19 protein-coding genes are annotated in these 21,863 nt (G+C 73.1%); 9 read left to right on the top strand and 10 right to left on the bottom strand.

What is annotated here, in order from left to right:
* Window positions 1-20: 20 nt before the first annotated feature.
* The 3 genes from AC061S_RS34335 to rsmH form a co-directional block, all read right to left on the bottom strand.
* Window positions 21-2,033: a peptidoglycan D,D-transpeptidase FtsI family protein gene (locus AC061S_RS34335; protein ID WP_478689794.1), complete on the bottom strand. Its 2,013-nt coding sequence runs from the start codon at window positions 2,031-2,033 to the stop codon at window positions 21-23.
* A gap of 309 nt (window positions 2,034-2,342) precedes the next feature.
* Window positions 2,343-2,858: a cell division protein FtsL gene (ftsL, locus tag AC061S_RS34330; protein ID WP_478689793.1), complete on the bottom strand. Its 516-nt coding sequence runs from the start codon at window positions 2,856-2,858 to the stop codon at window positions 2,343-2,345.
* Window positions 2,855-3,784 (bottom strand): 16S rRNA (cytosine(1402)-N(4))-methyltransferase RsmH, encoded by a 930-nt coding sequence (gene rsmH, locus AC061S_RS34325; protein ID WP_478689816.1) that lies wholly within the window; start codon window positions 3,782-3,784, stop codon window positions 2,855-2,857. Before rsmH ends, ftsL begins: the two co-directional genes overlap by 4 nt.
* Before the next feature lie 342 nt (window positions 3,785-4,126).
* Between rsmH and AC061S_RS34320 the strand changes: the two genes are divergently transcribed.
* From AC061S_RS34320 to AC061S_RS34305, 4 genes are all read left to right on the top strand, one after another.
* Window positions 4,127-4,678: a beta-class carbonic anhydrase gene (locus AC061S_RS34320; RefSeq protein ID WP_327307164.1), complete on the top strand. Its 552-nt coding sequence runs from the start codon at window positions 4,127-4,129 to the stop codon at window positions 4,676-4,678.
* Between the two features lie 174 nt (window positions 4,679-4,852).
* Window positions 4,853-5,863, top strand: coding sequence for an AAA family ATPase (locus tag AC061S_RS34315; RefSeq protein ID WP_478689792.1), 1,011 nt, complete (start codon window positions 4,853-4,855; stop codon window positions 5,861-5,863).
* Window positions 5,863-7,272: a DUF58 domain-containing protein gene (locus AC061S_RS34310; RefSeq protein ID WP_478689791.1), complete on the top strand. Its 1,410-nt coding sequence runs from the start codon at window positions 5,863-5,865 to the stop codon at window positions 7,270-7,272. The genes AC061S_RS34315 and AC061S_RS34310 overlap by 1 nt, the downstream gene beginning before the upstream one ends.
* Entirely contained in the window at window positions 7,269-9,704 is a 2,436-nt protein-coding gene (locus AC061S_RS34305) for a transglutaminase TgpA family protein (protein ID WP_478689790.1), read from the top strand. Before AC061S_RS34310 ends, AC061S_RS34305 begins: the two co-directional genes overlap by 4 nt.
* 523 nt (window positions 9,705-10,227) lie before the next feature.
* On the opposite strand, the gene AC061S_RS34300 is transcribed toward AC061S_RS34305, so the two are convergent.
* The 3 genes from AC061S_RS34300 to AC061S_RS34290 are packed head-to-tail and all read right to left on the bottom strand — an operon-like array spanning window position 10,228 to window position 14,038.
* Window positions 10,228-10,863 (bottom strand): TetR/AcrR family transcriptional regulator, encoded by a 636-nt coding sequence (locus AC061S_RS34300; RefSeq protein WP_478689789.1) that lies wholly within the window; start codon window positions 10,861-10,863, stop codon window positions 10,228-10,230.
* Between the two features lie 36 nt (window positions 10,864-10,899).
* A complete protein-coding gene (locus tag AC061S_RS34295; protein ID WP_478689788.1) occupies window positions 10,900-12,984 on the bottom strand; it encodes a YhgE/Pip family protein in 2,085 nt (694 codons plus the stop codon).
* Window positions 12,956-14,038, bottom strand: a complete 1,083-nt coding sequence (locus tag AC061S_RS34290) for an ATP-binding cassette domain-containing protein (protein ID WP_478689787.1) — start codon at window positions 14,036-14,038, stop codon at window positions 12,956-12,958. Before AC061S_RS34290 ends, AC061S_RS34295 begins: the two co-directional genes overlap by 29 nt.
* Window positions 14,039-14,299: 261 nt before the next feature.
* Between AC061S_RS34290 and AC061S_RS34285 the strand changes: the two genes are divergently transcribed.
* The 5 genes from AC061S_RS34285 to AC061S_RS34265 all read left to right on the top strand — a co-directional run bounded on the left by AC061S_RS34285 (window position 14,300) and on the right by AC061S_RS34265 (window position 18,438).
* Window positions 14,300-14,797 (top strand): SAV_6107 family HEPN domain-containing protein, encoded by a 498-nt coding sequence (locus AC061S_RS34285; RefSeq protein WP_478689786.1) that lies wholly within the window; start codon window positions 14,300-14,302, stop codon window positions 14,795-14,797.
* Between the two features lie 69 nt (window positions 14,798-14,866).
* Window positions 14,867-15,625: a class I SAM-dependent methyltransferase gene (locus AC061S_RS34280; RefSeq protein ID WP_478689785.1), complete on the top strand. Its 759-nt coding sequence runs from the start codon at window positions 14,867-14,869 to the stop codon at window positions 15,623-15,625.
* Between the two features lie 286 nt (window positions 15,626-15,911).
* A complete protein-coding gene (locus AC061S_RS34275) occupies window positions 15,912-16,313 on the top strand; it encodes a DUF3040 domain-containing protein (RefSeq protein ID WP_478689784.1) in 402 nt (133 codons plus the stop codon).
* A gap of 99 nt (window positions 16,314-16,412) precedes the next feature.
* Window positions 16,413-17,027: a DUF4126 domain-containing protein gene (locus tag AC061S_RS34270; protein ID WP_478689783.1), complete on the top strand. Its 615-nt coding sequence runs from the start codon at window positions 16,413-16,415 to the stop codon at window positions 17,025-17,027.
* Between the two features lie 10 nt (window positions 17,028-17,037).
* On the top strand, window positions 17,038-18,438 hold the full coding sequence (locus AC061S_RS34265; protein ID WP_478689782.1) for a phytoene desaturase family protein: 1,401 nt from the start codon (window positions 17,038-17,040) through the stop codon (window positions 18,436-18,438).
* A 5-nt stretch (window positions 18,439-18,443) separates the two neighbouring features.
* Here the strand turns inward: AC061S_RS34265 and AC061S_RS34260 are convergent, their stop codons facing one another.
* The 4 genes from AC061S_RS34260 to AC061S_RS34245 form a co-directional block, all read right to left on the bottom strand.
* A complete protein-coding gene (locus AC061S_RS34260; protein WP_478689781.1) occupies window positions 18,444-19,349 on the bottom strand; it encodes a hypothetical protein in 906 nt (301 codons plus the stop codon).
* Between the two features lie 50 nt (window positions 19,350-19,399).
* A complete protein-coding gene (gene metF, locus AC061S_RS34255; RefSeq protein ID WP_478689780.1) occupies window positions 19,400-20,314 on the bottom strand; it encodes a methylenetetrahydrofolate reductase [NAD(P)H] in 915 nt (304 codons plus the stop codon).
* Window positions 20,315-20,426: 112 nt separating this feature from the next.
* A complete protein-coding gene (gene thiE / locus AC061S_RS34250; RefSeq protein WP_478689779.1) occupies window positions 20,427-21,077 on the bottom strand; it encodes a thiamine phosphate synthase in 651 nt (216 codons plus the stop codon).
* A gap of 88 nt (window positions 21,078-21,165) precedes the next feature.
* Window positions 21,166-21,531: an Rv2175c family DNA-binding protein gene (locus AC061S_RS34245; RefSeq protein WP_422521985.1), complete on the bottom strand. Its 366-nt coding sequence runs from the start codon at window positions 21,529-21,531 to the stop codon at window positions 21,166-21,168.
* Window positions 21,532-21,863: the final 332 nt, after the last annotated feature.

Genomic DNA, 21,863 nt, shown 5'->3' with positions numbered 1-21,863 from the left:
CGGGCCGGCGGGGAGGGCGGTCACTGGCTCGGCTGCGGGCCGGGCTGCTGCCCGGGCTGCGCGCCGGGTTCGTAGGTGACCGGGAGTCCGGCGGGGGCGGTTCCGGTGGGAGCGACCTGGAGGGTTTTGAGGGCGAACTCCATGACCTTCTTGTAGATGGGCCCGCAGATCTGGCCACCGAAGTAACTGCCCTTGGTGGGGTTCTGGATGGCGCAGTAGACGGTGATGCGGGGGTTGTCCGCGGGTGCGAAGCCCGCGAAGGAGGCGGTGTAGCCCTTGTAGCGGCCGGTGGCCGGATCCACCCGGTTGGAGGTGCCGGTCTTGCCGCCGACCCGGTAGCCGGGGATGCGGGCCTTGGTGCCGGTGCCCTCCTGGTCGTCGACCACCGACTCCAGCATTTCCGCGAGGGTCTTGGCGGTCTCCTTGCTGACCACCTGGTTCTTCTCGGGCGCCGGGGCCGGGGTGAAGCGGCCGTCGGGGCCCTTGGTTCCGCGGACCAGGGTCGGGGCGATGCGGACCCCGCCGTTGGCGATGGTCGAGTACACGGAGGCCGCCTGCATGGCGTTGAGGGACAGGCCCTGGCCGAAGGGGATCGTGTACTGCTGGGAAGTGGACCACTTCTCGGGCGGGGCGAGGATGCCGCGGGACTCGCCGGGGTAGTTGAGCCCGGTGGGCCGGCCGATGCCGAACTTGTCCAGGTACGAGTACAGGACCTTGTTGGCCTCGGGCTGCGTCGGGCCGAGCTGGCCGGTGGCCAGGATGGTGCCGATGTTGGAGGACTTGGCCAGGACCCCGTTGAGGGTCAGGTACCAGGTCGGGTGGTCGATGTCGTCCTTGAAGAGCCGGTCGCCGCGGTGCAGCCGGTTGGGGACCTCGACGTGGGTGTCGGGCGCGGCCTTCTTCTCCTCCAGCACGGCCGCCATCGACATCACCTTGGAGGTGGAGCCGGGCTCGTACACGTCCTGGAGGGCGGCGTTGCCCATCGCGGCGGAACTGGCCTTGGAGAGGTCGTTGGGGTCGAAGCCGGGGGCGTTGGCCATGGCGAGGACCTCGCCCGTCCGGGTGTCCTGGACGATGACGTACCCGCGGTCGGCCTCCGACTTGGCGACCTGCTCGGTGATGGCGCTCTGCGCGGCCCACTGGATGTCGCGGTCGATGGTCAGCTCGATGTCCTCGCCGGGCACGGCGGGCTTCTCGCTGGATCCGGCGGTCGGCACGCGGCGGCCGCCCGACTGGGCGTACGTGAGCTCGCCGTCCTTGCCGGCCAGCTTCTTGTCCAGGGAGGACTCCAGGCCGCCGCCGCCCTTGCCCTCGGCGTTGACGTAACCCAGTATCCCGGCGGCGAGGTCGCCGTTCGGGTACACGCGCTTGCTGCTGTTCTCGTTGAACACCCCGGCCAGCACGTTGGCGCCGGGGCCGTTGTTCTTCCTGTCCGCGGTCGCCTTCTCGGCGAAGACCTTCTTGAGGTCCTTGATCTGGTTCCAGACCTGGGGGGTCTGGCGGCGGGCGAGGACGACGTAGCGGGTGTTCTTCGTCTTCAGGCGCTCGGCGAGCTCCTTGGCGTCCTTGCCGAGGATCGGCGCGAGGAGGGCGGCCGCCTGCTCGGGGGCGTCGGGGGCCTTGCTCTCCTGCACCGTGAACATGTGCGGGTCCGCGGTGATGTCGTACGCGTCCACGCTGGTGGCGAGCGCCACGCCCTTGCGGTCGGTGATCTCCCCGCGCTCGGCGGCCAGGGTGTAGCTGGCGAAGCGGTTCTCGGAGGCCTTGGCGGAGTAGGCCGACGCGTCGACGGCCTGCACCTGGAGCAGCCGTACGACGAACGCCAGCATCACCAGCGTCAGCCCGACGCTGACCAGGCGCAGCCGGGGCTTGGGGGCGCCGAGCCGGATCGTGTGCGGTTTCCGCGCGGGGGCGGGCCTGCGGGTGGCGGGCCTGCGCGTGGCGGGCCGGGCCGTGGCCCGCGTCCGGTCCCCTGCGGGCCGGGGCCGCCCGGGCCCCGGCACCCGCCGCCGCGGCGGCTCCTGGGGGCTCATGCGGCGGCCCCCCGGGCGTGCGCGAAGCCGGGCTGCGCCGGGGCCCCTGGGGCGCCGCCCCAGACCCCGCTCCTCAAACGCCGGAGGGGCTGGATTTCGCCCCGCCGGATCACCCGGCGCACATTGAGCTGCGTGCACCTGCAAGCCGATGCCGGCCGAAATCCAGCCCCGTCGGCGTTTGAGGCGCGGGGGTCCGGGGGCTGGCCCCCGGCGACGGCGCCGCACGCGGCATCGGGTCCGGGGCGAAGCTCCGGGGAACGGTGGAAGGGCGGGTAGGGGACATGCCCCGCAGGGGTACGCGTCACGACGTCACCGTCCAGGGGTCTGGGAGGACTGGGGGGCGCCGCCCGACGGCGCGGTGGAGGGGGCCGGAGCGGCCGCGCCCGAGGGGGCCGGGGCCGGGGAGCCGGCCGGGCTCGGCACGGCTCCGCCCGGGGAGGGCGAGACCGGCGGCGCGGAGACCGGCGGCGGGGGCGGGGGCGGCGGCTCGGCGGCGGGAGACGCGGTACCGGCGACCTTGCCGTCGGGCCCGATGAAGACCGGGCTGCCACCCGGCACCAGGCCCAGCTCGTGCGCCCGCCGCTGCAGAGCGTCCGGCGCCGAATAGCCGTCCACGTCCCGCTGCAGCGCCTGTTCCTCGTCCGTGAGCGCGGTGGTCTCCCGCTTCAGCTTGCTGAGCTGGAAGGAGCCCTGGTTCAGCGCCGAGTTCAGCAGCAGCAGGCTGATCAGCCCGCCGCCGAGCAGCGCCACGACCAGCAGGACGAACGGAGTCCGCGCCGCCTGTCCGGCGACCGGTCCCCCCAGCACCCGCCCCAGCCGTTTCACAGCCGCGCCTCCCGGATGCGTTCCACCCCGCGGCAGCGGGCCGGCGCCGCACGCCGGTTCTGCGCGATCTCCTCCTCGGTCGGCAGCTCCGCACCGCGCGTCAGCAGCTTCAGCTTCGGCTGGTACTTCTCCGGTACGACCGGCAGCCCGGGCGGGGCCGTCGAGGTCGCGCCGGCCGCGAAGACCTGCTTGACGAGGCGGTCCTCCAGCGACTGGTACGAGAGCACCACGATCCGGCCGCCGACCGCGATCCGGTCCACGGCGGCGGGGATCGCCCGCTCCAGTCCGGACAGCTCGCCGTTGACCTCGATGCGCAGCGCCTGGAAGGTGCGCTTGGCCGGGTTGCCGCCGGTCCGCTTCGCCGCCTGCGGCAGGGAGTCGCGGATCAGTTCGACGAGGCGGGCGCTGTTGGTGAAGGGCTCCTTGACCCGCTCGCGCACCACCGCGGACACGATCCGCTTGGCCTGCTTCTCCTCGCCGTACTGGCGCAGGATCCGGACCAGCTCGCCGGGCGCGTAGGTGTTGAGGACCTCGGCCGCGCTGATGCCCGTCGTCTGGTCCATCCGCATGTCGAGCGGCGCGTCCTGCGCGTAGGCGAAGCCGCGGTCGGCCTCGTCCAGCTGCATGGAGGAGACGCCGAGGTCGAAGAGGATGCCCTGGACGGCGGGGATGCGCAGGCCGTCCAGTACGTCTTCCAGGTCGGCGTAGATGGCGTGGACGAGGGTGGCCCGGTCTCCGAAGGGCGCGAGGCGCTCCCCGGAGAGGCGCAGGGCCTCCTTGTCGCGGTCGAGGCCGATCAGGTGGGCCTCGGGGAACCGGGTGAGCAGGGCCTCGCTGTGGCCGCCGAGGCCCAGGGTGCAGTCGACGACGACGGCCCCGGGCCTCTCCAGTGCCGGGGCCAACAGGTCCAGGCACCGCTGGAGCATCACCGGGACGTGTCGGGACTCGCTAGTCAAAGCGCCCTCTCAGATAACGGCGCGGCAGGCATACGCCGCGCCGCGCACGCGGAGTCTTACCAAAGGGGCCGGGCGGCCGGTCAGGGCCGGGCTCCGGCCGGTTCGCGTCACTTTAGTGCAACGGTCGCCGCGGTCAACGAACCGCCCCGCGCGCCGTGCGGCCCGCTGTGACCGAAGCGGCAAAAGCCGTGAATCACCCGGTCGGCCGCGCGCGCCTCACCCCTGTGGGTTAGCTCACAACAGGACCGGGTGACCTTCTTTGTCCACCCTCACTCAATGCTCATACGCCCTGTGACCACTAACGTCGTATCCATGACGACTTCCGTACCCCTGCCCGCCGCCTCCGCGCCCAAGGCTGCCGAGGAGCTCTCCGTCACCGACCGCCTGGTCGACTCGAACCGCGCCTACGCCGCGAAGTTCGCCGACCCCGGCATGGACGCCCGCCCGGTCCTCCAGGTGGCCGTCGTGGCCTGTATGGACGCCCGCCTCGACCTGCACGCCGCCCTCGGCCTGGAGCTGGGCGACTGTCACACGATCCGCAATGCCGGCGGGGTGGTCACCGACGACACCATCCGCTCCCTCACCATCAGCCAGCGGGCGCTCGGCACCCGCACGGTCATACTCATCCACCACACCGGCTGCGGTCTCGAAAGCCTGACCGAGGACTTCCGGCACGAGCTGGAGGACGAGGTCGGCCAGCGCCCCGCCTGGGCCGTCGAGGCCTTCCGGGACGTGGACCAGGACGTCCGCCAGTCCATGCAGCGGGTCCGTACGAACCCCTTCCTGCCCCACAAGGACGATGTGCGAGGCTTCGTGTTCGACGTGCACACCGGACTCCTGCGGGAGATCGATCCCACCTCTTGAGTGACACCAGGGCCAAGCGCCGTCAAGAATGCGGGGAGACGTCACCCGGAATCGCTTCCGGGCCGGTGTCCGTGTCGCGACTGTCTTGATTGCTCGCGGTTTCTGAGGTGTTTCGGGGTGGGCCGGTCATGCGCCATGGGGCGCCGGCCCTGGGAAAGGGTCGAGGAGAACCAGGTGACCACGTATGACGACCGAGCAAGCCTCGCGGATCTGACCAGCACGGCGCAGCAGGTGCGGGAATCGATCGAAAGCGTGATCGAGGGCAAGCCGGAAGTGGTCCGCCTCGCGCTGACCGTCCTGCTCGCCGAGGGCCACCTGCTGATCGAGGACGTTCCCGGTGTCGGCAAGACGATGCTGGCCAAGGCGCTCGCCAAGTCCATCGACTGCTCGGTCCAGCGGATCCAGTTCACCCCGGACCTGCTGCCCTCGGACATCACCGGCGTGAGCATCTACGACCAGCAGCGCCGGGAGTTCGAGTTCAAGCCGGGCGCGATCTTCGCGCAGATCGTCATCGGCGACGAGATCAACCGCGCCTCCCCCAAGACGCAGTCCGCGCTGCTGGAGTCGATGGAGGAGCGCCAGGTCACCATCGACGGCACCACCTACACGCTGCCGAGCCCCTTCATGGTGGTCGCCACCCAGAACCCGGTGGAGATGGAGGGCACCTACCCCCTCCCCGAGGCCCAGCGCGACCGCTTCATGGCCCGGGTCTCGGTGGGCTACCCCAGCCCCGAGGCCGAGCTGCGGATGCTCGACGTGCACGGCGGGCTCTCCCCGCTCGACGATCTGACGGCCGTCGCGCACGCCCACGACATCGGCAAGCTCATCGAGGCCGTGCGCGAGGTGTACGTGGCCGCGCCCGTCCGGCGCTACGTCGTCGACCTGGTCTCCGCCACGCGCAGCCACCCGGACCTGCGCCTGGGCGCCTCGCCCCGCGCCACCCTGCACCTGCTGCGGGCCGTGAAGGCCTCCGCCGCCCTGGCCGGGCGGGACTACGTACTGCCCGACGACGTCCAGGCCCTGGCCGGACCGGTGCTCGCGCACCGGCTGCTGCCCACCGCACAGGCCCAGCTGAGCCGGCGCACCGCCGAGCAGGTCGTCGCGGACATCCTCCAGCGCACCCCCGTACCGGCCGCGCCCGCGCGCGGCGAGATCCCGCCCGGCGCGGGCATCCGGGGCTTCTGATGAGCGCCGGCGCCCCGCACGACGCGGGCGGCCGGGGTCCGCAGGACGGTGGCGGGCTGCGTGCGTCGCTGGCCGGGCTGACCACGCGCGGCCGGTCCTTCCTGGCCGCCGGCATCGCCGCCGGGCTGTGCGCGTACGTCCTCGGCCAGTCCGAGCTGCTCCGGGTCGGACTGCTGCTCGCCGTGCTGCCGCTGCTCTGCGTCCTGGCCCTGCACCGCACCCGCCACCGGGTCTCCGGCACCCGCCGGCTGACCCCGATGCGGGTGCCCGCCGGCTCCGAGGCCCGGGTGCAGCTCCGGCTGGACAACACCTCCCGGATGCCGACCGGGCTGCTCATGCTCCAGGACCGGGTGCCGTACGTGCTGGGGCCCCGGCCGCGCTTCGTTCTGGACCGGGTGGAGCCGGGCGGCCGCCGCGAGGTGTCGTACCGGGTCCGCTCCGATCTGCGCGGCCGCTACCCGCTGGGCCCGCTCCAGCTGCGCCTCACCGACCCCTTCGGGCTGGTCGAGCTGACCCGCTCCTTCTCCGCCTACGACACCCTCACCGTCATCCCGCGCACCGAGGCGCTGCCGCTGGTCCGCTTCACCGGCGAGTCCTCCGGCTACGGCGACGGCAGCCGGCGCTCGCTGGCCCTGGCGGGCGAGGACGACGTGATCCCGCGCGGCTACCGGCGCGGCGACGACCTGCGCCGCGTGCACTGGCGCTCCACCGCCCGCTACGGCGAGCTGATGGTGCGCCGCGAGGAGCAGCCGCAGCGCAGCCGGGCCACCGTGCTGCTGGACACCCGGCGCCTCGCCTACGAGGGCGCCGGCCCCGACTCGGCCTTCGAGTGGGCCGTCTCCGCCGCCGCTTCGGCCCTGGTGCACCTGCTGGAGCAGGGCTTCTCGGTACGGCTGCTGACCGACACCGGGGACTGCGTGCCCCGCGAGGGCGGCGGCTTCACCTCCGGCGGGCAGGAGTCCGCCGAGGCGGCGGGGCTGATGATGGACACCCTCGCGGTGGTCGGCCACTCCGACGGCGCGGGGCTCTCGCGGGCCTGTGACGCGGTACGGAGCAACGGCGCCGGCAGTGGCTTCGGCGGAGCGGGCGGGGACGGGCTCCTCATCGCCTTCTTCGGAGACATGGACGACGTACAGACGGGACTGGCGGCCAAGATGTGCCGGCGCGGCGGCGGCGCCGTGGCGTTCGTACTGGACTCCGCGGACTGGTCCGGGCGTCCGCCCGGGCTGGCCTCGGTGATGGCGCAAGGGCTGCCGCCGTTGGAGGAGCGCCTGGGCGGGCTTCGCGACGCGGGCTGGACGGCGCTGGCCGTCCCGCCCGGAGCGGCTTTCGGGGAGCTGTGGCGACAGGCGGGGAACGCGCCGATCGGCACGGCCGGCGGTTCGGGTTCGGCGGGGGGCTGGGGATGAGCGGGCAGGCGAGACTGACGGTCTTCGCGGCTCTGGCGACGCTGTTCACCGCCTGGTCGCTGGACCCGCTGGTGGAATCGGGCGGCTGGCTGCCGCAGGCGGCGCTGCTGCTGGCGCTGCAGAGCGCGGTGGGCGCGGGGGCGCGGCGGGTGCCGCTGGCCCGGACGCTGACCGTGGCGGCGCAGCTCCTCGTATCGCTGCTGGCGCTGATGCTGCTGTTCGGCGGGAAGATGCAGTCCGCCGTCGGCGACGGGCTGCTGGGCTATCTCGTGACGGACTTCGGCGCGCTGTTCCGCCAGGGCGTGCAGGACGTGAACGAGTTCTCGATGCCGGCGCCGCTGACGGACGGGATCCGGCTGCTGCTGGTGACCGGGGTGCTGCTGATCGGGCTGCTGGTGGACCTGCTGGCGGTGACCGTGCGGACGGCCGCCGCGGCCGGGCTGCCGCTGCTCGCGCTGTACTCGGTGGCGGCCGGCCTGTCGGGCGCGGCCACCGGCTCCGGCAGCGCCTCTGCTTCTTCGGTGGTCCCCTTCCTGCTGGCGGGCTGCGGCTACCTCTTGCTGCTGCTCGCCGAGGGCCGCGACCGGCTCGCACAGTGGGGCCGGGTCTTCGGCGCCGCCCCTCGCGGGAAGGTGGCGGCCGGATACTCCGGCGGCGGACAGGCGCTCGCCCCGGTGCGCACCGGGCGGCGGATCGGCGCGGTCGCGCTGGGTCTGGCGCTGGCGGTGCCGGCGGTGCTGCCCTCGCTGGGCACCGGAGTACTGGGCCCGGGCGGCGGCGCGGGCGAGGGCGAGGGCAACGGCCTCGGCCCCTCGATCCAGGCGGTCAACCCGCTGGTCTCCCTGCAGAGCAGCCTGAACACCCAGGACAACCGGGTGGTGCTGCGGTACCGCACGGACAGCCCCCAGCTCAGCGAGCAGTACCTGCGGATCCTGGCGCTCGACGAGTTCAACGGCATCAAGTGGGAGGCCTCGGGGCGGGCCCTGACGGACGTCCCGAAACGGATGCCGAACCCGCCGGGGGTGAGCGAGAGCGTGCTGAACGGCGCGACCGAGGTGCAGACCTTCATCTCCTCGGCGCAGACGTACGCGCAGCGCTACCTGCCGATGCCGTATCCGGCGACGGGGGTGGACATCGCCGGGAAGTGGCGGTTCGAGCCGGCCGGGCGGACGCTCGTCGGGGACCAGCTGGGCAAGGACAAGTTCCAGAACGCCCAGGGCGTGCAGTACTCGGTGCGGAGCCTGCTGCTGAACCCGACGGCCGAGCAGTTGCGGAGCGCGCCGCCGGCGAATCCCGAGATCGCGGCCGAGTACACGAAGGTGCCGGACAACCTGCCGGCGGTCGTCGTCCAGACGGCCCGCGAGGTGACGCGCGGCACGAAGGACGACTACTCGGCGGCGGTCAAACTCCAGGACTACTTCGCGGTGAGCGGCGGGTTCCGCTACGACACGAAGGTGTCCTCGGGTACGGGTTCGCAGGCCATCGCCAAGTTCCTCGCCGACAAGGAGGGCTTCTGCGTCCACTTCGCCTTCTCGATGGCCTCGATGGCGCGCACGCTCGGGATCCCGGCGCGGGTCGCGGTCGGGTTCACCCCCGGGGTGAAGCAGTCCGACGGCGTCGTCGACGTCTCGATGCAGGACGCGCACGCCTGGCCCGAGCTGTACTTCGAGGGCGTGGGCTGGACCCGCTTCGAGCCGACGCCCCGGTCGGGGATCACGGTGCCGGACTACAGCCGGCCCGCCGTCCCGGACACCCGGCCGAGCGCTCCGGCGACGGCCCCGTCCGCGAGCGCGGCGCAGCCTTCGGCCGGGCCCTCGAAGGCGGAGGACTGCCCCGCGGACCAGAAGAAGCTGGGCGAGTGCGGTCCGGCCGCGGCGCAGGGCACCGCGGGCGCGGGCGGCGACGGCCCCTCGGCGGGCACCGTCCTGGCATGGACGGCCGTCGGCATCCTGCTCCTGGCCCTGCCGCTGCTCCCGTTCCTGTGGCGCCGGCGGCTGCGGGCGCGGCGGCTCGGCTCGGGGCAGGTCCTGGCCGCCTGGCGGGAGCTGGGCGACGCGGCGTGGGACGTCGGGATCGTCCCGGACGAGGCGCTGTCCCCCCGGGGGGCGGCGGACCGGGTGGTGTCGCTGGGCCGGCTGGATCCGGCGGCGGCCGATGCCGTGGGCCGGATCGCGGGCGCGGTGGAGCACGCGCTCTACGCTCCGCCCGGTGCGGAGCCCTCGTACGGGGAGCTGGCGCAGGACGTCCTGCTGGCCCGCGCGGGGCTCCTTGCCGGTGTGTCCCGCCAGGCCCGGCTGCGCGCGCTGCTCTTCCCCCGCTCGGCGGCGCGGGTCGGCTGGGCGGTCTCGGCCCGGTGGTCGGCGCTGGCCGGCCGCACGGCCACGGCCACGGCCCGCCTCCGGACCCGGCTCCCCCTGCGCGGCCGCGGCTGACGGCGGGGCGGGGGCCGCTGCCCTGCGGGGCTGTCCCCTACCCGCCCTTCCCCCGTTCCCCGGGCTCCGCCCGGACCCGGTCCTCAAACGCCGGACGGGCTGAATACATCCAGCCTCGCCGGCGTTTGAGGCGCGGGGTCTGGGGCGGAGCCCCAGGGAACGGTGGAAGGGCGGGTCGGGGACCTCAGCACCGCGCAGCGGGAACCCGCAGCCGGGCTCGGGCTTTGCACCCGGAACACGGAAACGGCCGCGGCCGGGGCTCGATCCCCCCGAGCCCCGGCCTCGGCCGTGTTTCCCGCCCCGTCGGCCAGAGAGACCCGGTCCGCACCTGCCGCCCCGTGTCGGCGGTGCGGCCCGGGTCCCTGTCCGTAGCCCCCAGTCTGGCGAAAAATCGCCCCGCGCCCATCCGCGCAGGTACTCATTTCCGCGTCTAGGTACGGATACTCACCCGCCCCACCAGTTCTACGCGGCCCCGCCGCCCCCGCGGCACCGCCGATCGGGGGGCACCGGTCGACGGAAACCGTCAGCGGTTCCCGCTCACCCGGCCCCGCAACAGCAGCGACAGCGCCGAGTGCACGTCGTCCAGCGACCGCTCGCTCTGGAAGGACTGCCAGTCCAGCGCCGCCACCAGCACCATCCCCACCAGCGCCGCGGCCGTCAGCGGCACGTCGATCTCCGCGCTGAGCTCACCCCGGTCCACGCCTTCCCGGAGCACCGTCTCGACGACGGCGACGGCCTCCCGCCGGACGACCATCAGCGTGGACTGCCAGGTCCGGTTGGTGCGCCACAGCTCGGCGACGTAGAGCTGGGTGAAGGCGGGGTACCGGTCGATGAAGACCAGGCCGGCCCGGATCATCTCGTCGAGCGCCTCGACCCGGGTCCCGCCCCTGGCCTCGGTCGATTCCGCCGCCGTCCGCAGGGACTCGGTCAGGAGTCCGACCCCGTGCCGCAGCAGCTCCTCGAAGAGGTCGTTCTTGCTGGCGAAGTTGTAGTAGACGGTGCCCTTCGCCACGCCCGCCCGCTCGGCGATCTCGTCGACCGTCGTCGCGGAGAATCCCTGCTCCGCTATGAGGGTGACGGCCGCTTCGTAGAGCTTCTGCCGTGTGGCCTGGCGGCGGCTGCCGCCGCCCGCGGCCGTACCGGTGCTGCTGCTTTCCATGGCGATGATTCTCACAGGTCAACCTGTCCCTTCGGGCTACAGGCTCAGTTCCGGGCGCAGCCGGTCCATCGTCCACACCTGCTTGCCGCGGGCGGCGAGGGCGGTCAGGGCGAGGGCGCCCGCCGTGAAGGCGGTGAGGACCAGGCAGCCCTCCCAGACCGGGGCGAGGTCGCCGCCGGTGATGAGCCGGCGCAGGCTCTCGACCACGTAGGACATCGGCAGGTAGGGGTGGACGGCGTTGAAGAAGCCCGGGCTGGTCTGGACGGGGTAGGTGCCGCCCGCCGAGGTGAGCTGGAGCATCAGGACGGCCAGGACCAGGATCCGGCCGGCGGCGCCGAACTTGGCGTTGAGCCACTGGACGATCGCGGCGAAGCAGCCGGTGACCAGCATCAGGAAGCCGACGGTGAGCGCCGGCCGGGCCATCTCCAGGCCGAGTCCCCAGTGCAGTACGGACATCAGTGCGCCCACCTGGGCCGCGCCGATCCCGGCCACGGGCAGCCAGCCCGCGAGGGCGATCCGCCAGGGCGAGGCGCCGGCCGCGAGCGCCCGCCGGTTCAGCGGGGCGATCAGCATGTAGGCGACCATCGCGCCGACCCAGAGGGACAGCGGGATGAAGTACGGGGCGAAGCCGGTGCCGTAGTTGGGCGCCTTGTGCAAGGACTCGTTGGCGAGCCGTACCGGGTCGGCCATGACCTCGGTGCGGGCGTCGCGCTGCTGCTGGTCGTAGGCGGGGATCTTGCCCGCGCCGTCGTGCAGGCCGCCGGCCAGTTCGCCGTTGCCGTCGACGAGCTTGACCAGGCCGCCGTCGAGGTCGTGCGCGCCGGCGCCGAGCTTGCCGACGCCCGCGCCGAGTTCGCCGGAGCCCGCGGTGGCGGAGCCGATGCCGGTGTGCAGCCGGGCCATGCCGTCGGAGACCTTGTGGGCGCCGTCGTTGAGGGCGTTCACCTGGGTGACCGCCGCTTCGAGGTCTGCGGAGAGGCCGGGGGCCTTCGTGACGAGGAGGCGGGCTTCCCGCTCCAGGTCGGTGAGCTGCTTGCGGAGCGTGCCGAGGTCACCGTTGGCGTTCTTGATGAGGGTGTCCACGTCACCGGCGAGTTCGGCGGCTTCGGCGGCGTCGTCCTTGAGCTTCTTCAGCTGCGGGCAGGTGTCGGGGAGCGGCTTGGCGCCGGTGGTGCAGGTCTTCGCGTAGACCTCGGCGGCTCCGGTGGAGACGCGCTGGGTGACGGTGGCGGCGGCCGGGGCCGCCTTGGCGAAGGCTTCGAGGTGCTTGTTGACGACCTGGGCGGTGTCGGCGACGAGTTCGGCGCTGTCCGCGAGGCTCTTGGGGTCCTTGAGGAAGGGACGGGCCTTGTCCGCGGCGCCGCCGACCTTGTCGGCGAGCTTCTGCGTGCCGGCCGCGATGTCCTTCGTACCCGTTTCCAGCTGTCCGGCGGCGCCGTTCAGCTTCTTCAGTCCGCCGGTGAGCTCGCCGTTCTTCTCCTTCGCCGTGTCCAGGCCGTCGGCGAGGTCCTTGGCGCCCTTCTGTGCCTTGCCCGCACCGTCCGTGAGCTTGTCGGCCCCGTCGGCGGCCTCGGCGGTCTTGCCGTGGAGGTCGGAGAAGTTCACGAAGATCTTGTCGAGGAAGCCGCGGGAGGCGTTGGTGGACGCCGCCGAGCGGACCTCGGAGAAGACGGTGCGCGAGATCGAGCCGACGATGTAGTTGTTCGCGTCGTTGGTGCGGACCTGGAGGGCTCCGGTGGCGGGGTCCTCGCCCGAGCTGGAGGCGATCTTCGCGCTGAAGTCGGCGGGCATGGTGAGGGAGAGGTAGTACGTGCCGTTCTCCAGCCCCTCGGCCGCCTCCTCGGCGCTCACCTCGCGCCAGTCGAAGGTCTTGCTGTCGTGCAGTTTGCGGGTGATCTCCCCGCCGGCGTCGATCTGCTTCCCGTCGACGGTGGCGCCCCGGTCGGAGTTGACGAGGGCGACCGGCACCTTGTCGAGGCGGCTGTACGGGTCCCAGAAGGACCACAGGTACAGGGCTCCGTAGAGCAGCGGCAGCAGGAGCAGTGAGACGAGGGCGGCCCGGGGCAGCTTCCCCCGCCCGAACCGCTTCAGCTCAAGCGCGGCCAGCTTCGGCGAGCGCATCGTCGTCCCCCTTCGTGTCGTGAGCGGCGTGCGCGGCGTCCGTGTCGTGCGCGGTGGCCGTGATGTCGGCGTCGGCGGTGCCGTCGGAGCCGTGCGGGGCGGTGGCCCGGACGCCCCAGGTGACCTTGGAGTCCATGGGCCGGGGCAGCACGGCGGATCCCGCGGCCGGTGCCGCGGCCGGGCCGGCGGCGGAGTCCGGGGTCGGTTCCGTTGCCCGGCCGGTGGCGGCGGAATCCTCGGCCGGTTCCCCGGCCTGTTCCCCGGCCTGTTCCACGGCCTGTTCCACGGCCTGTTCCACGGCCTGTTCCACGGCCGGATCCCCGGCCGGTTCGCCCGCCGGGTCCGCGGCGGGTTCCACGGCCGGGCCGGTGCGCAGGACCGTCGCGTCGGCCGGGGCCTCGCTGCACACCGCGAGGACCGTGGTCCCGCGGGCGGCGAGGGAGCGGAGCAGGTCCCAGGCCTCGGCGCGCTCGGCGGCCGACAGTTTGATGTCCAGGTCGTCCAGGGCCAGCAGGCGAGGCGAGCCGAGCAGCGCGATGGCCACCGACAGGCGTACGGATTCCAGCCGTTCCAGGTCGCGTACGGAGGTGCGCAGCCCCTTCGGCAGGGCCTCGACGTCCAGTCCGGCGGCGGCCAGCGCCGCGTCGATCCGGGCCGCGGTGGCGGCGCGCCGCTCGTCGCGCGGGCGGAGCAGGGCGCGGACGGGGCCGTCGTAGCGGCGCTGGAGGAGGGCGCCCTCGCGCAGTTGCTCGGCGACGGTGAGGGCCTGGTCGAGGTCGTTGACGCCGGGTACCGGGCCGAGGGCGGCGATGCGGCGGACGGCGGCCATCTTCTTCGGCAGCCGGTGGCGGCCGATCTCGGCGTGGCCCTCGGTGGGCTTCATCCGCCCGGTGAGGGCGAGGAGCAGGCAGGTCCGCCCGCTGCCGGAGGGGCCTTCGACCGCGATGAGTGAGCCGGGCGCCGCGTCGATCCCGATACCCCGGAACACCCAGCCGCGCGGGCCCTTGACTCCGAAGTCCTCGGCTTTGACGGCCGCGCCGTGCGGGCTGTCCACGCCCTCCCCCTTCTTTTGAACTGACTGGTCAGTTCAAAAACTAGCACCTCCTCGTCGGCATCCGCTGCCCGCCGGGCGGCAGTTGCCCGGTACCAAGCTCGGGCTCGGGGACGAAACCGCAGGTCAGCACGATTGTCAGTGGGGGCCGTCACCATGACGACAGACAAGAACAGCGCAATCCGCAAGAAGTGAGACCAGAGCGACAACAGGAAGCGCGCAGCGCACGCGACGAGCACCGCGCGCATCGACAGGAGGTTCGTCATGGCCACACCGTCCCCGTCCCCTGTCCACCCCGTCCCCCGGAAGTCGGCGGCACCCCCCGCCGCCCTCGACCTGCTCGCCAAGGCCCACGAGGGCCTGGCCGAAGCCGCCCGGCTGACCCGGCCCAACGAGCGGTACGCCACCGCCCACCTCGCCGCGCTGCGCGCCGCCGCGGCCGTGCTCGCCGCGCGCGGGCGGCCCGAGCCGGTGCACCCCCGGCGCAGGCCGCGGATCCGCAGCGCGTGGGAGGTGCTCCCGGAGATAGCGCCCGAACTGGCCGAGTGGAGCGCGCTCTTCGCCTCCGGCGCGGCCCGCCGGGCGCGGGCGGAGGCGGGCATAGCGGGCGCGGCCACCGGCCGGGACGCGGACGATCTGGTGCGTGCCGTCGCGATGTTCCTGCGCCTGGTGGAGCGGATGCTCTCGCTCCGCCCGCCGGCGCCGGCCGTCCCGGCGCAGGGCCTGCCGCTGCCGCGTGCGGAGCGTCCGGACGTGGGATGACCTGCCCGGCAGCGAGAGGCCATAGGGTGGGCAACGACCGCTCACCAACGTGCCGAGGAGCCATCAGCCGTGTCGGACACTTCCCGCCCCCGCACCTCCCTCCGCACCGCCGTGGTGTGGGAGGTCCTCAAGGAGGCGCTCGACCGCCGGGTGAAGGCGACCGGGCGGGACGTGCTGGACGTGCTCGACACGGGTGGCGGTACGGGCAAGTTCGCCGTGCCGGTGGCCCACCTCGGCCACCGGGTCACGGTGGTCGACCCGAGCCCCAACGCGCTGTTCGGCCTGGAGCGTCGGGTCGCCGAAGCCGGCGTGGCCGACCTGGTCCGCGGAGTACAGGGCGACGCCCAGGGCCTGCTCGACGTCGTCGAGCGCGATTCCTATGACGTGGTGATCTGCCACGGCGTGCTGGAGTACGTGGACGACCCGGCCGAGGGCGTGGCCAACGCCGTGGCCGCCCTGCGCCCCGGCGGCATCCTCAGCCTGCTCGGCGCCGGACTCGGCGGGGCCGTCCTGGCCCGCGCCCTGGCCGGGCACTTCACGGAGGCCCGTACGGCCCTGACCGACCCGGCCGGCCGCTGGGGCGCGGGCGATCCGGTACCGCGGCGCTTCACCGCCGAGCAGCTCTCCGCCCTGGTTTCCGAGGCCGGTCTGGCCGTGGGCGCCGTGCACGGGGTCCGGGTGTTCGCCGACCTCGTCCCGGGCGTTCTGGTCGACACCGAGCCGGGCGCCGCCGAGGCCCTGCTGCGGCTGGAGGAGGCCGTCGCCGAGCTCCCCGCGTTCCACGCGGTCGCCACGCAGCTCCACGTCCTCGGCGAGAAGCCCGCCTGATCTGCGGAGCTTGACGGGAACGCGGTGCGCCACTCACCCTCCGAACCGGCGTCGTGACCCGTATGATCGGGGTCAGCGCCCGGCATGCCGAGCGGACCTCTGGGGAATAACGCCCTCAGTGGGCCGTTCAAGACGGCGCTGAGCATTCCCCAACCGGTACTTTTTACGGGCAGTGTTTTTTTAGAACGTGGCGTAGAGGGCGGGTATCACGGGGGCGATTCCCCGCCTATCCTGAAGGGGACCCCTGGTCGCTACCCCCCGCGACCGACGGATGAGGAGGACTCCCGTGCCGCTCTCGGAGCACGAGCAGCGAATGCTCGAGCAGATGGAGCGAGCGCTGTACGCCGAAGATCCCAAATTCGCTACAGCGCTTGAGGGAAGCGGACTGCGCACGTACACCCGGCGACGGGTCTACCAGGCAGTCGCAGGCATTGTGGTGGGTATCGCGCTCCTCATGACCGGTGTGATCGTGCCGAACGTACTGTGGATCAGCGTGGTGGGATTCCTCGTCATGCTGGGCTGTACGGTGCTCGTGGTCACCGGTTGGCGCAAGGCACCCAAGCCTGGTGAGCAGCCCGCCTCCGGTAGTGCAGGCGGTTCGCCCCAAGGGCAGAACCGGCAGCGTCGGTCGATGATGGGCCGTATCGAGGATCGGTGGCAGCGCCGCCGTGACGAACAGGGGCAGTAGGCCCCACCGACAGACTCGGGTGAAGGGACGGCCGCCGGAAGGCGGCCGTCCCTTCGCTGATTCCGCGCCGGATCACGACATCTGGGACATGATGATCAGATGAGTGTGCTCCCCCTGGTCTTCACCAGCGGCTGGGCCAGTGGGATCAACGCATACGCCGTGGTCCTGCTGCTCGGCATCTTCGGCAGGACCGGCCTGACCGACGAGGTCCCCGCGTCCCTGCAACGCACCGACGTGCTGATCGTGGCGGCAGCCCTCTTCCTCTGCGAGGCGGTCGCCGACAAGATCCCGTACGTGGACTCCCTCTGGGACACCGTCCACACCGTGATCCGCCCGGTGTCCGGTGCGGTGGTCGGCGCACTCCTGGCCGGGCAGAGCGGCTCGCTCTCCGACATCACCGCCGGCGCGGTCGGCGGCACCACCGCCCTGGCCAGCCATTTCGTCAAGGCCGGCACGCGCATGGCGATCAACACCTCGCCCGAGCCGTTCAGCAACGTCATCGTGAGCACCGCCGAGGACCTCGGCGTGGGCGGGATCGTCACCTTCGCGATGTTCAATCCGGAGGCCGCGGCGATCATCTGCGCCGTCCTGCTGATCATCGGACTCGCCCTGCTGATCTACCTCTGGGCCCGGATCCGCCGCTTCCTGCGCCGCCGGGCCCAGCGCCGCGAGGAGAAGAGACTCGCCGCCGAGATCGCCCGCGTCGCTCGATAGGCTCAGCGGCATGGCACGAATTGCGGTGATCGGCGCCGGGATGGGCGCGATGGCGACGGCAGCACGGCTGGCCGTGGCCGGACATCAAGTGACGGTGTACGAGCGCGGGACGACCTACGGCGGAGCCGTCGGCCGGTACGCCCGCGACGGCTTCGCCTTCGACACCGGCCCCGGGCTGGTGCACCTGCCCGCCGTCTACCGCGATCTGTTCGTCAAGACCGGCAAGCGCCCGCTGGAGGAGTGCGCGGAGCTGGTCCAGATCGACCCCGCCGTCCGCTACGTCCTCCCGGACGGCCGCACCGTCACCTTCCCGGGCGGCTCGCACGGTGGCGCCGCCGCCGCGGTCGACGCGGCCTTCGGGCCCGGCTCCGGGGATCGCTGGAGCGCGGTCCTGGGCCGCGCCCGGGACGCCTGGGACGCCACCCGCCGGCCGCTCCTGGAGGAGCCGCTGCACCCGGACCGGGAGGCGCTGGGCCGCGATCCGTACCCCGCGCTGCGCGGGAGCGGACTGCTGCGCCGCCGGCCGCCGACCCTGGCCGAGGTCGCCGCCCGCGAGCTCGGCGGCAGCGGCTTCGACGAGCTGCTCACCGCGCGCGTACGGGCGTACGGGGTCGATCCCGCGACCGCACCCGCCTCGGCGGCGGTGCTGCCCTACATGGAGCAGACCTTCGGCAGCTGGTACGTGCGCGGCGGGGTCCGGGAGCTGGCCACCGCCGTGTACGAGCGGTGCCTGGAGCGGAAGGTCGCCTTCGAGTTCGGCGTGGCGGTGCGGGAGGTGCTCGTGCGGAGCGGCCGGGCTGCCGGGCTGCGTCTGGCCGACGGCACCGAGGTGACGGCCGACCACGTGGTCTGCGCGGCCGACCCGCAGCTGGTGAAGATGCCGCCCGCCCTGGACTCCGCGCCCGCCCGTACGGAACCCGCGCAGTGGTACACCCTGTTCGCCGCGCTGCGCGGGGCCCGCGAGGACGGGGCCGCGCACCGCACGCTGGCCGGCCACGTCACCGTGCTGCGCCCCGACGACCCCGCCACCCGGCCGGACGCGGAGCACGAGGCGGTCACCGTGCACGCCGTGGTGACGGCGGGGACGGCGGCCGCTCCGTCCGCCGAGGACCTGCTGACGGCGGCCGCCCGCGTCGTCCCCGGGCTGCGGGAGCGACTGCTGTGGCACGAGCTGCGCACCCCGGCCGATGTCCGCTCGGCCACGTGCTCCGTGGACGGCCGGGTGCCCGCGCCCTCGCTGGCCGGTGCCGGGGGCCGGATGCTGCACCCGGCGAACACCACCGGCGTACCCGGGCTGTACCTGGCCGGCGGCTGGGCGCACCCGGGCGGCGGGCTGGCGCACGCGGGGATGACGGGGGCCCTGGTGGCCGGGCTGATCGTCGAGGGCGCGGACTTCCGCGGCTCCCGCTAGCCGAACTAGTAGCGGTACTGCTCGTACTCGCCCGTGCCCTGGTACGGGTACGGCTGCGGCGGCTGCTGGTCCTCCGCCGGGTAGGACTGGTTCGCGTCGCGCTGCTGCGGGACCCAGACCCCGCCGGGCGGGGTGTCCATGGAGTACTGCCCGTGCTGCCCGGTCGCGTACGGGTCCTGGGCGTACCCGCCGCCGTACTGGCTCTCGTAGCCGAACGGCTGCTGCGGGGCGACGGCGCCGCCGGTGCCGATGTACGGGTCCGAGTAGGCGGCGTAGACCTGCTGCTCGCCGGGGGCCGGATAGCCGGTGGTGTAGTCGTAGCCGCCCTGGGTCTGCGGGTCGTAGTACGCCGCGTACTGGTGGGCGTCCTGCGCGGCCGGAGCGACGGGCGAGGCGAACGGCGAGGCGAAGGCGCCGGTCTCGCCGGGGACCCCGTACGGAGCGGCCGCACCGGTCGCCGGCTGCGGGGGGTGGAACTCCCGGCCCTGTTCGCGCGCGGCCCCCGCGGTGAACGCGCCGGGCTCCTCGTCGAAGTTCTCGCCGCCGGCCGGGCCGGACCCGTACTCCAGGGCCGTCACCTCCAGGGCCGGCTCCGGGCGCGGTCCGCCCGCGGCCCGGCGGCGCCGGCTCTGCGGGATCTCGGGCTCGGGGTCCTTGCCGCGGCGCAGCGCCCAGCCGGACACGAAGCCCTTGCGGAAGGAGAGGGTCACCAGCGTCTGGCCGATCGCGAACGCGACGGCTCCGGCCCCGATGACGAGCACCGACGGCAGCACGACACCGGCGACCACGCCGACGAAACCGGCGAAGGCGAGCAGGCGCCAGCGCAACCGGGCCTTGTACTGCATCAGGACCTCGGCAAGCAGCCACAGCGCGACGAAGCCGAACGCGATGTAGAGGACCGTCATTCCCATGCGGGGCACCTCTCGGTACGGCCGCCCGCCCGGGGAACGGGGCCGGCCGATCAGGCCCGCTGGTGCAGGCCCAAGTTCTCGTAGATCTCCAGCGTCGCCGTGGAATTGTTCAGCGTGATGAAGTGCAGCCCCGGGACACCCTCGGACAGCAGCCGCGCGCAGAACTCCGTGGCGAACTCGATGCCAATGGAGCGTACAGCGGCTGCGTCGTCCTTGACCGCGAGCATGCGCTCTTTCACGGCCGCGGGGAAGATTGCGTTGCTGAGTTGCGGAAGCCGGTCGAGCTGCTTGATGCCCACAACAGGCATGACCTCGGGGATGATCGGGGTGTCGCAGCCCGCCTTCTCGACGCTGTCGCGCAGCCGGAGGTAGTGCTCCGGATCGAAGAACATCTGCGTGATCGCGTAGTCGGCGCCCGCGCGGCACTTGTCCACGAAGTACCGGATGTCCGAGTCCCAGTCGTCCGAGCGCGGGTGCATCTCGGGGAAGGCGGCGACGCCGACGCAGAAGTCGCCGGACTCCTTGAGTAGCCGGACCAGGTCCGCGGCGAAGTGCACGCCCTCGGGGTGGGCCACCCACGGGCCCATCGGGTCGCCCGGCGGGTCGCCGCGCAGGGCGAGCATGTTGCGGATGCCGGCGTCGGCGAACTGGCCGATCACATTGCGCAGCTCGGCGATCGAGTGGTCGACCGCGGTGAGGTGCGCGACCGGGGTCAGCGTGGTGTTCGCGGCGATCTGCTCGGTGGCCCGTACGGTGCCGCCGCGGGTGGAGCCGCCGGCCCCGTAGGTGACGGAGACGAAGCTCGGGGCCACGGCCTCGACCCGGCGCAGCGCGTTCCAGAGGTTGCGCTCGCCCTTCTCGCTCTTGGGCGCCCAGAACTCGAAGGAGTACGAGTGCCCGGACGCGAGGAGGTCGCGGACCGTATGTGCACGGTCCGACCAGGTGGAAGAGGTACCAAGGGCCATACCGGGAGGTTAGACGTGGTCCGGTGGACATCGAAGCGGTGTCCACGGATTGGACGCGGAAATGAGACGGCGGTTGGGTGCGGTGCGGGCGGCCGGGGCCGGCCGAGATGCTCTAGCCGAGCCGGGCGCGGACCCGCTTGGCCAGGTCAGCCGCGGCGGCGCCGGGGTCGGAGGCCTCGGTGAGGGCCCGTACGACCACGACGCGGGAGGCGCCGGCGTCCAGCACTTCGTCCAGATTCGCCGCGTCGATCCCGCCGATGGCGAACCACGGCCGGTCCTGGGCGAGCGAGGCCGCGTGCCGGACGAGGCCGAGCCCGGGGGCGAACCGGCCGGGCTTGGTGGGAGTGGGCCAGCAGGGGCCGGTGCAGAAGTAGTCCACGCCGGGCTCGGCGACGGCCGCGTCGACCTCCGCCTCGGAGTGGCAGGAGCGGCCGATGAGGACCTCCCGGCCGAGGATGGCGCGGGCGGCGGGCACCGGGATGTCGCCCTGCCCGAGGTGCAGCACGTCCGAGCCGATGGCGTGCGCGACGTCGGCCCGGTCGTTGACGGCGAGCAGCTTGCCGTGGCGGCGGGCCGCTTCGGCGAAGACCTGGAGGTGCTCCAGCTCCTCGCCCGCCTCCATGCCCTTGTCGCGGAGCTGGACGATGTCCACCCCGTTGGCGAGGACGGAGTCCAGGAACTCGGGGAGGTCGCCCTGCCGCTTGCGGGCGTCCGTGCACAGGTAGAGCCGGGCATCGGACAGCTGGGCGGCGATGGCGGACATGGGTACCCCCGGGTGGTGTGTCGTACGTACGTACGCGGTGCGCGGGCCCCGGCCGGGGCCCGCACACCGCGCGTGAGGCGGAGTCAGGTCAGAGGGCGAGCGCCTGAGCGCGGCGCTTCACCTCCGTGCCGCGATTCTCGCTCAGCGCCTGCACGGGGGTGCCGGGCAGGGTCTCGTCGGCGGTGAAGAGCCACTCCAGGATCTCCACGTCGGTGAAGCGGTCGTCGCGGAGCACGGTCAGCAGGCCGACCAGCCCCTTGACGATCTTGTCCCCGTCGATGAAGGCCGCGGGGACCTGGAGGGAGCGGTTCTCGCCGCGGCGCACCGCGAGCAGCTGACCCTCCTTGACCAACTGGCGAACCTTGGTCACTTCGATGTCGAGCATCTCCGCGATGTCGGGGAGGTACAGCCAGGCGGGAACAAGGGCATCGATCTTTGCGTCAATCTCGGTCACGAGCACAAGCCTGCCATCTCGGACTGACTGCCGGTACCCGAGCGGCCCCGTCCGGGGCGCGGGGGCCCCGTAGGCGGGGCCGGAGACGGGGGCGGGCGGGGCCCAAACGAGCCCGGTATCGGCCGGCCTTCGGCCTGGGCGCGGGGTCCGGGGCGAAGCCCCAGGACAGACCCAGACCGAAGGCCGGGCAAACGAGGTCCGGGGCGCAGCCCCGGGCGAGGTCCGGGGCGCAGCCCCGGGCGAGGTCCGGGGCGCAGCCCCGGGCGAGGTCCGGGGCGCAGCCCCGGGCGAGGTCCGGGGCGCAGCCCCGGGCGAGGTCCGGGGCGCAGCCC

The sequence above is a fragment of the Streptomyces sp. CA189 genome, assembly GCF_056428985.1.
The sequence above is the reverse complement of the archived record's forward strand: the minus strand, read 5'-3'. Positions and strand labels throughout refer to the sequence as shown.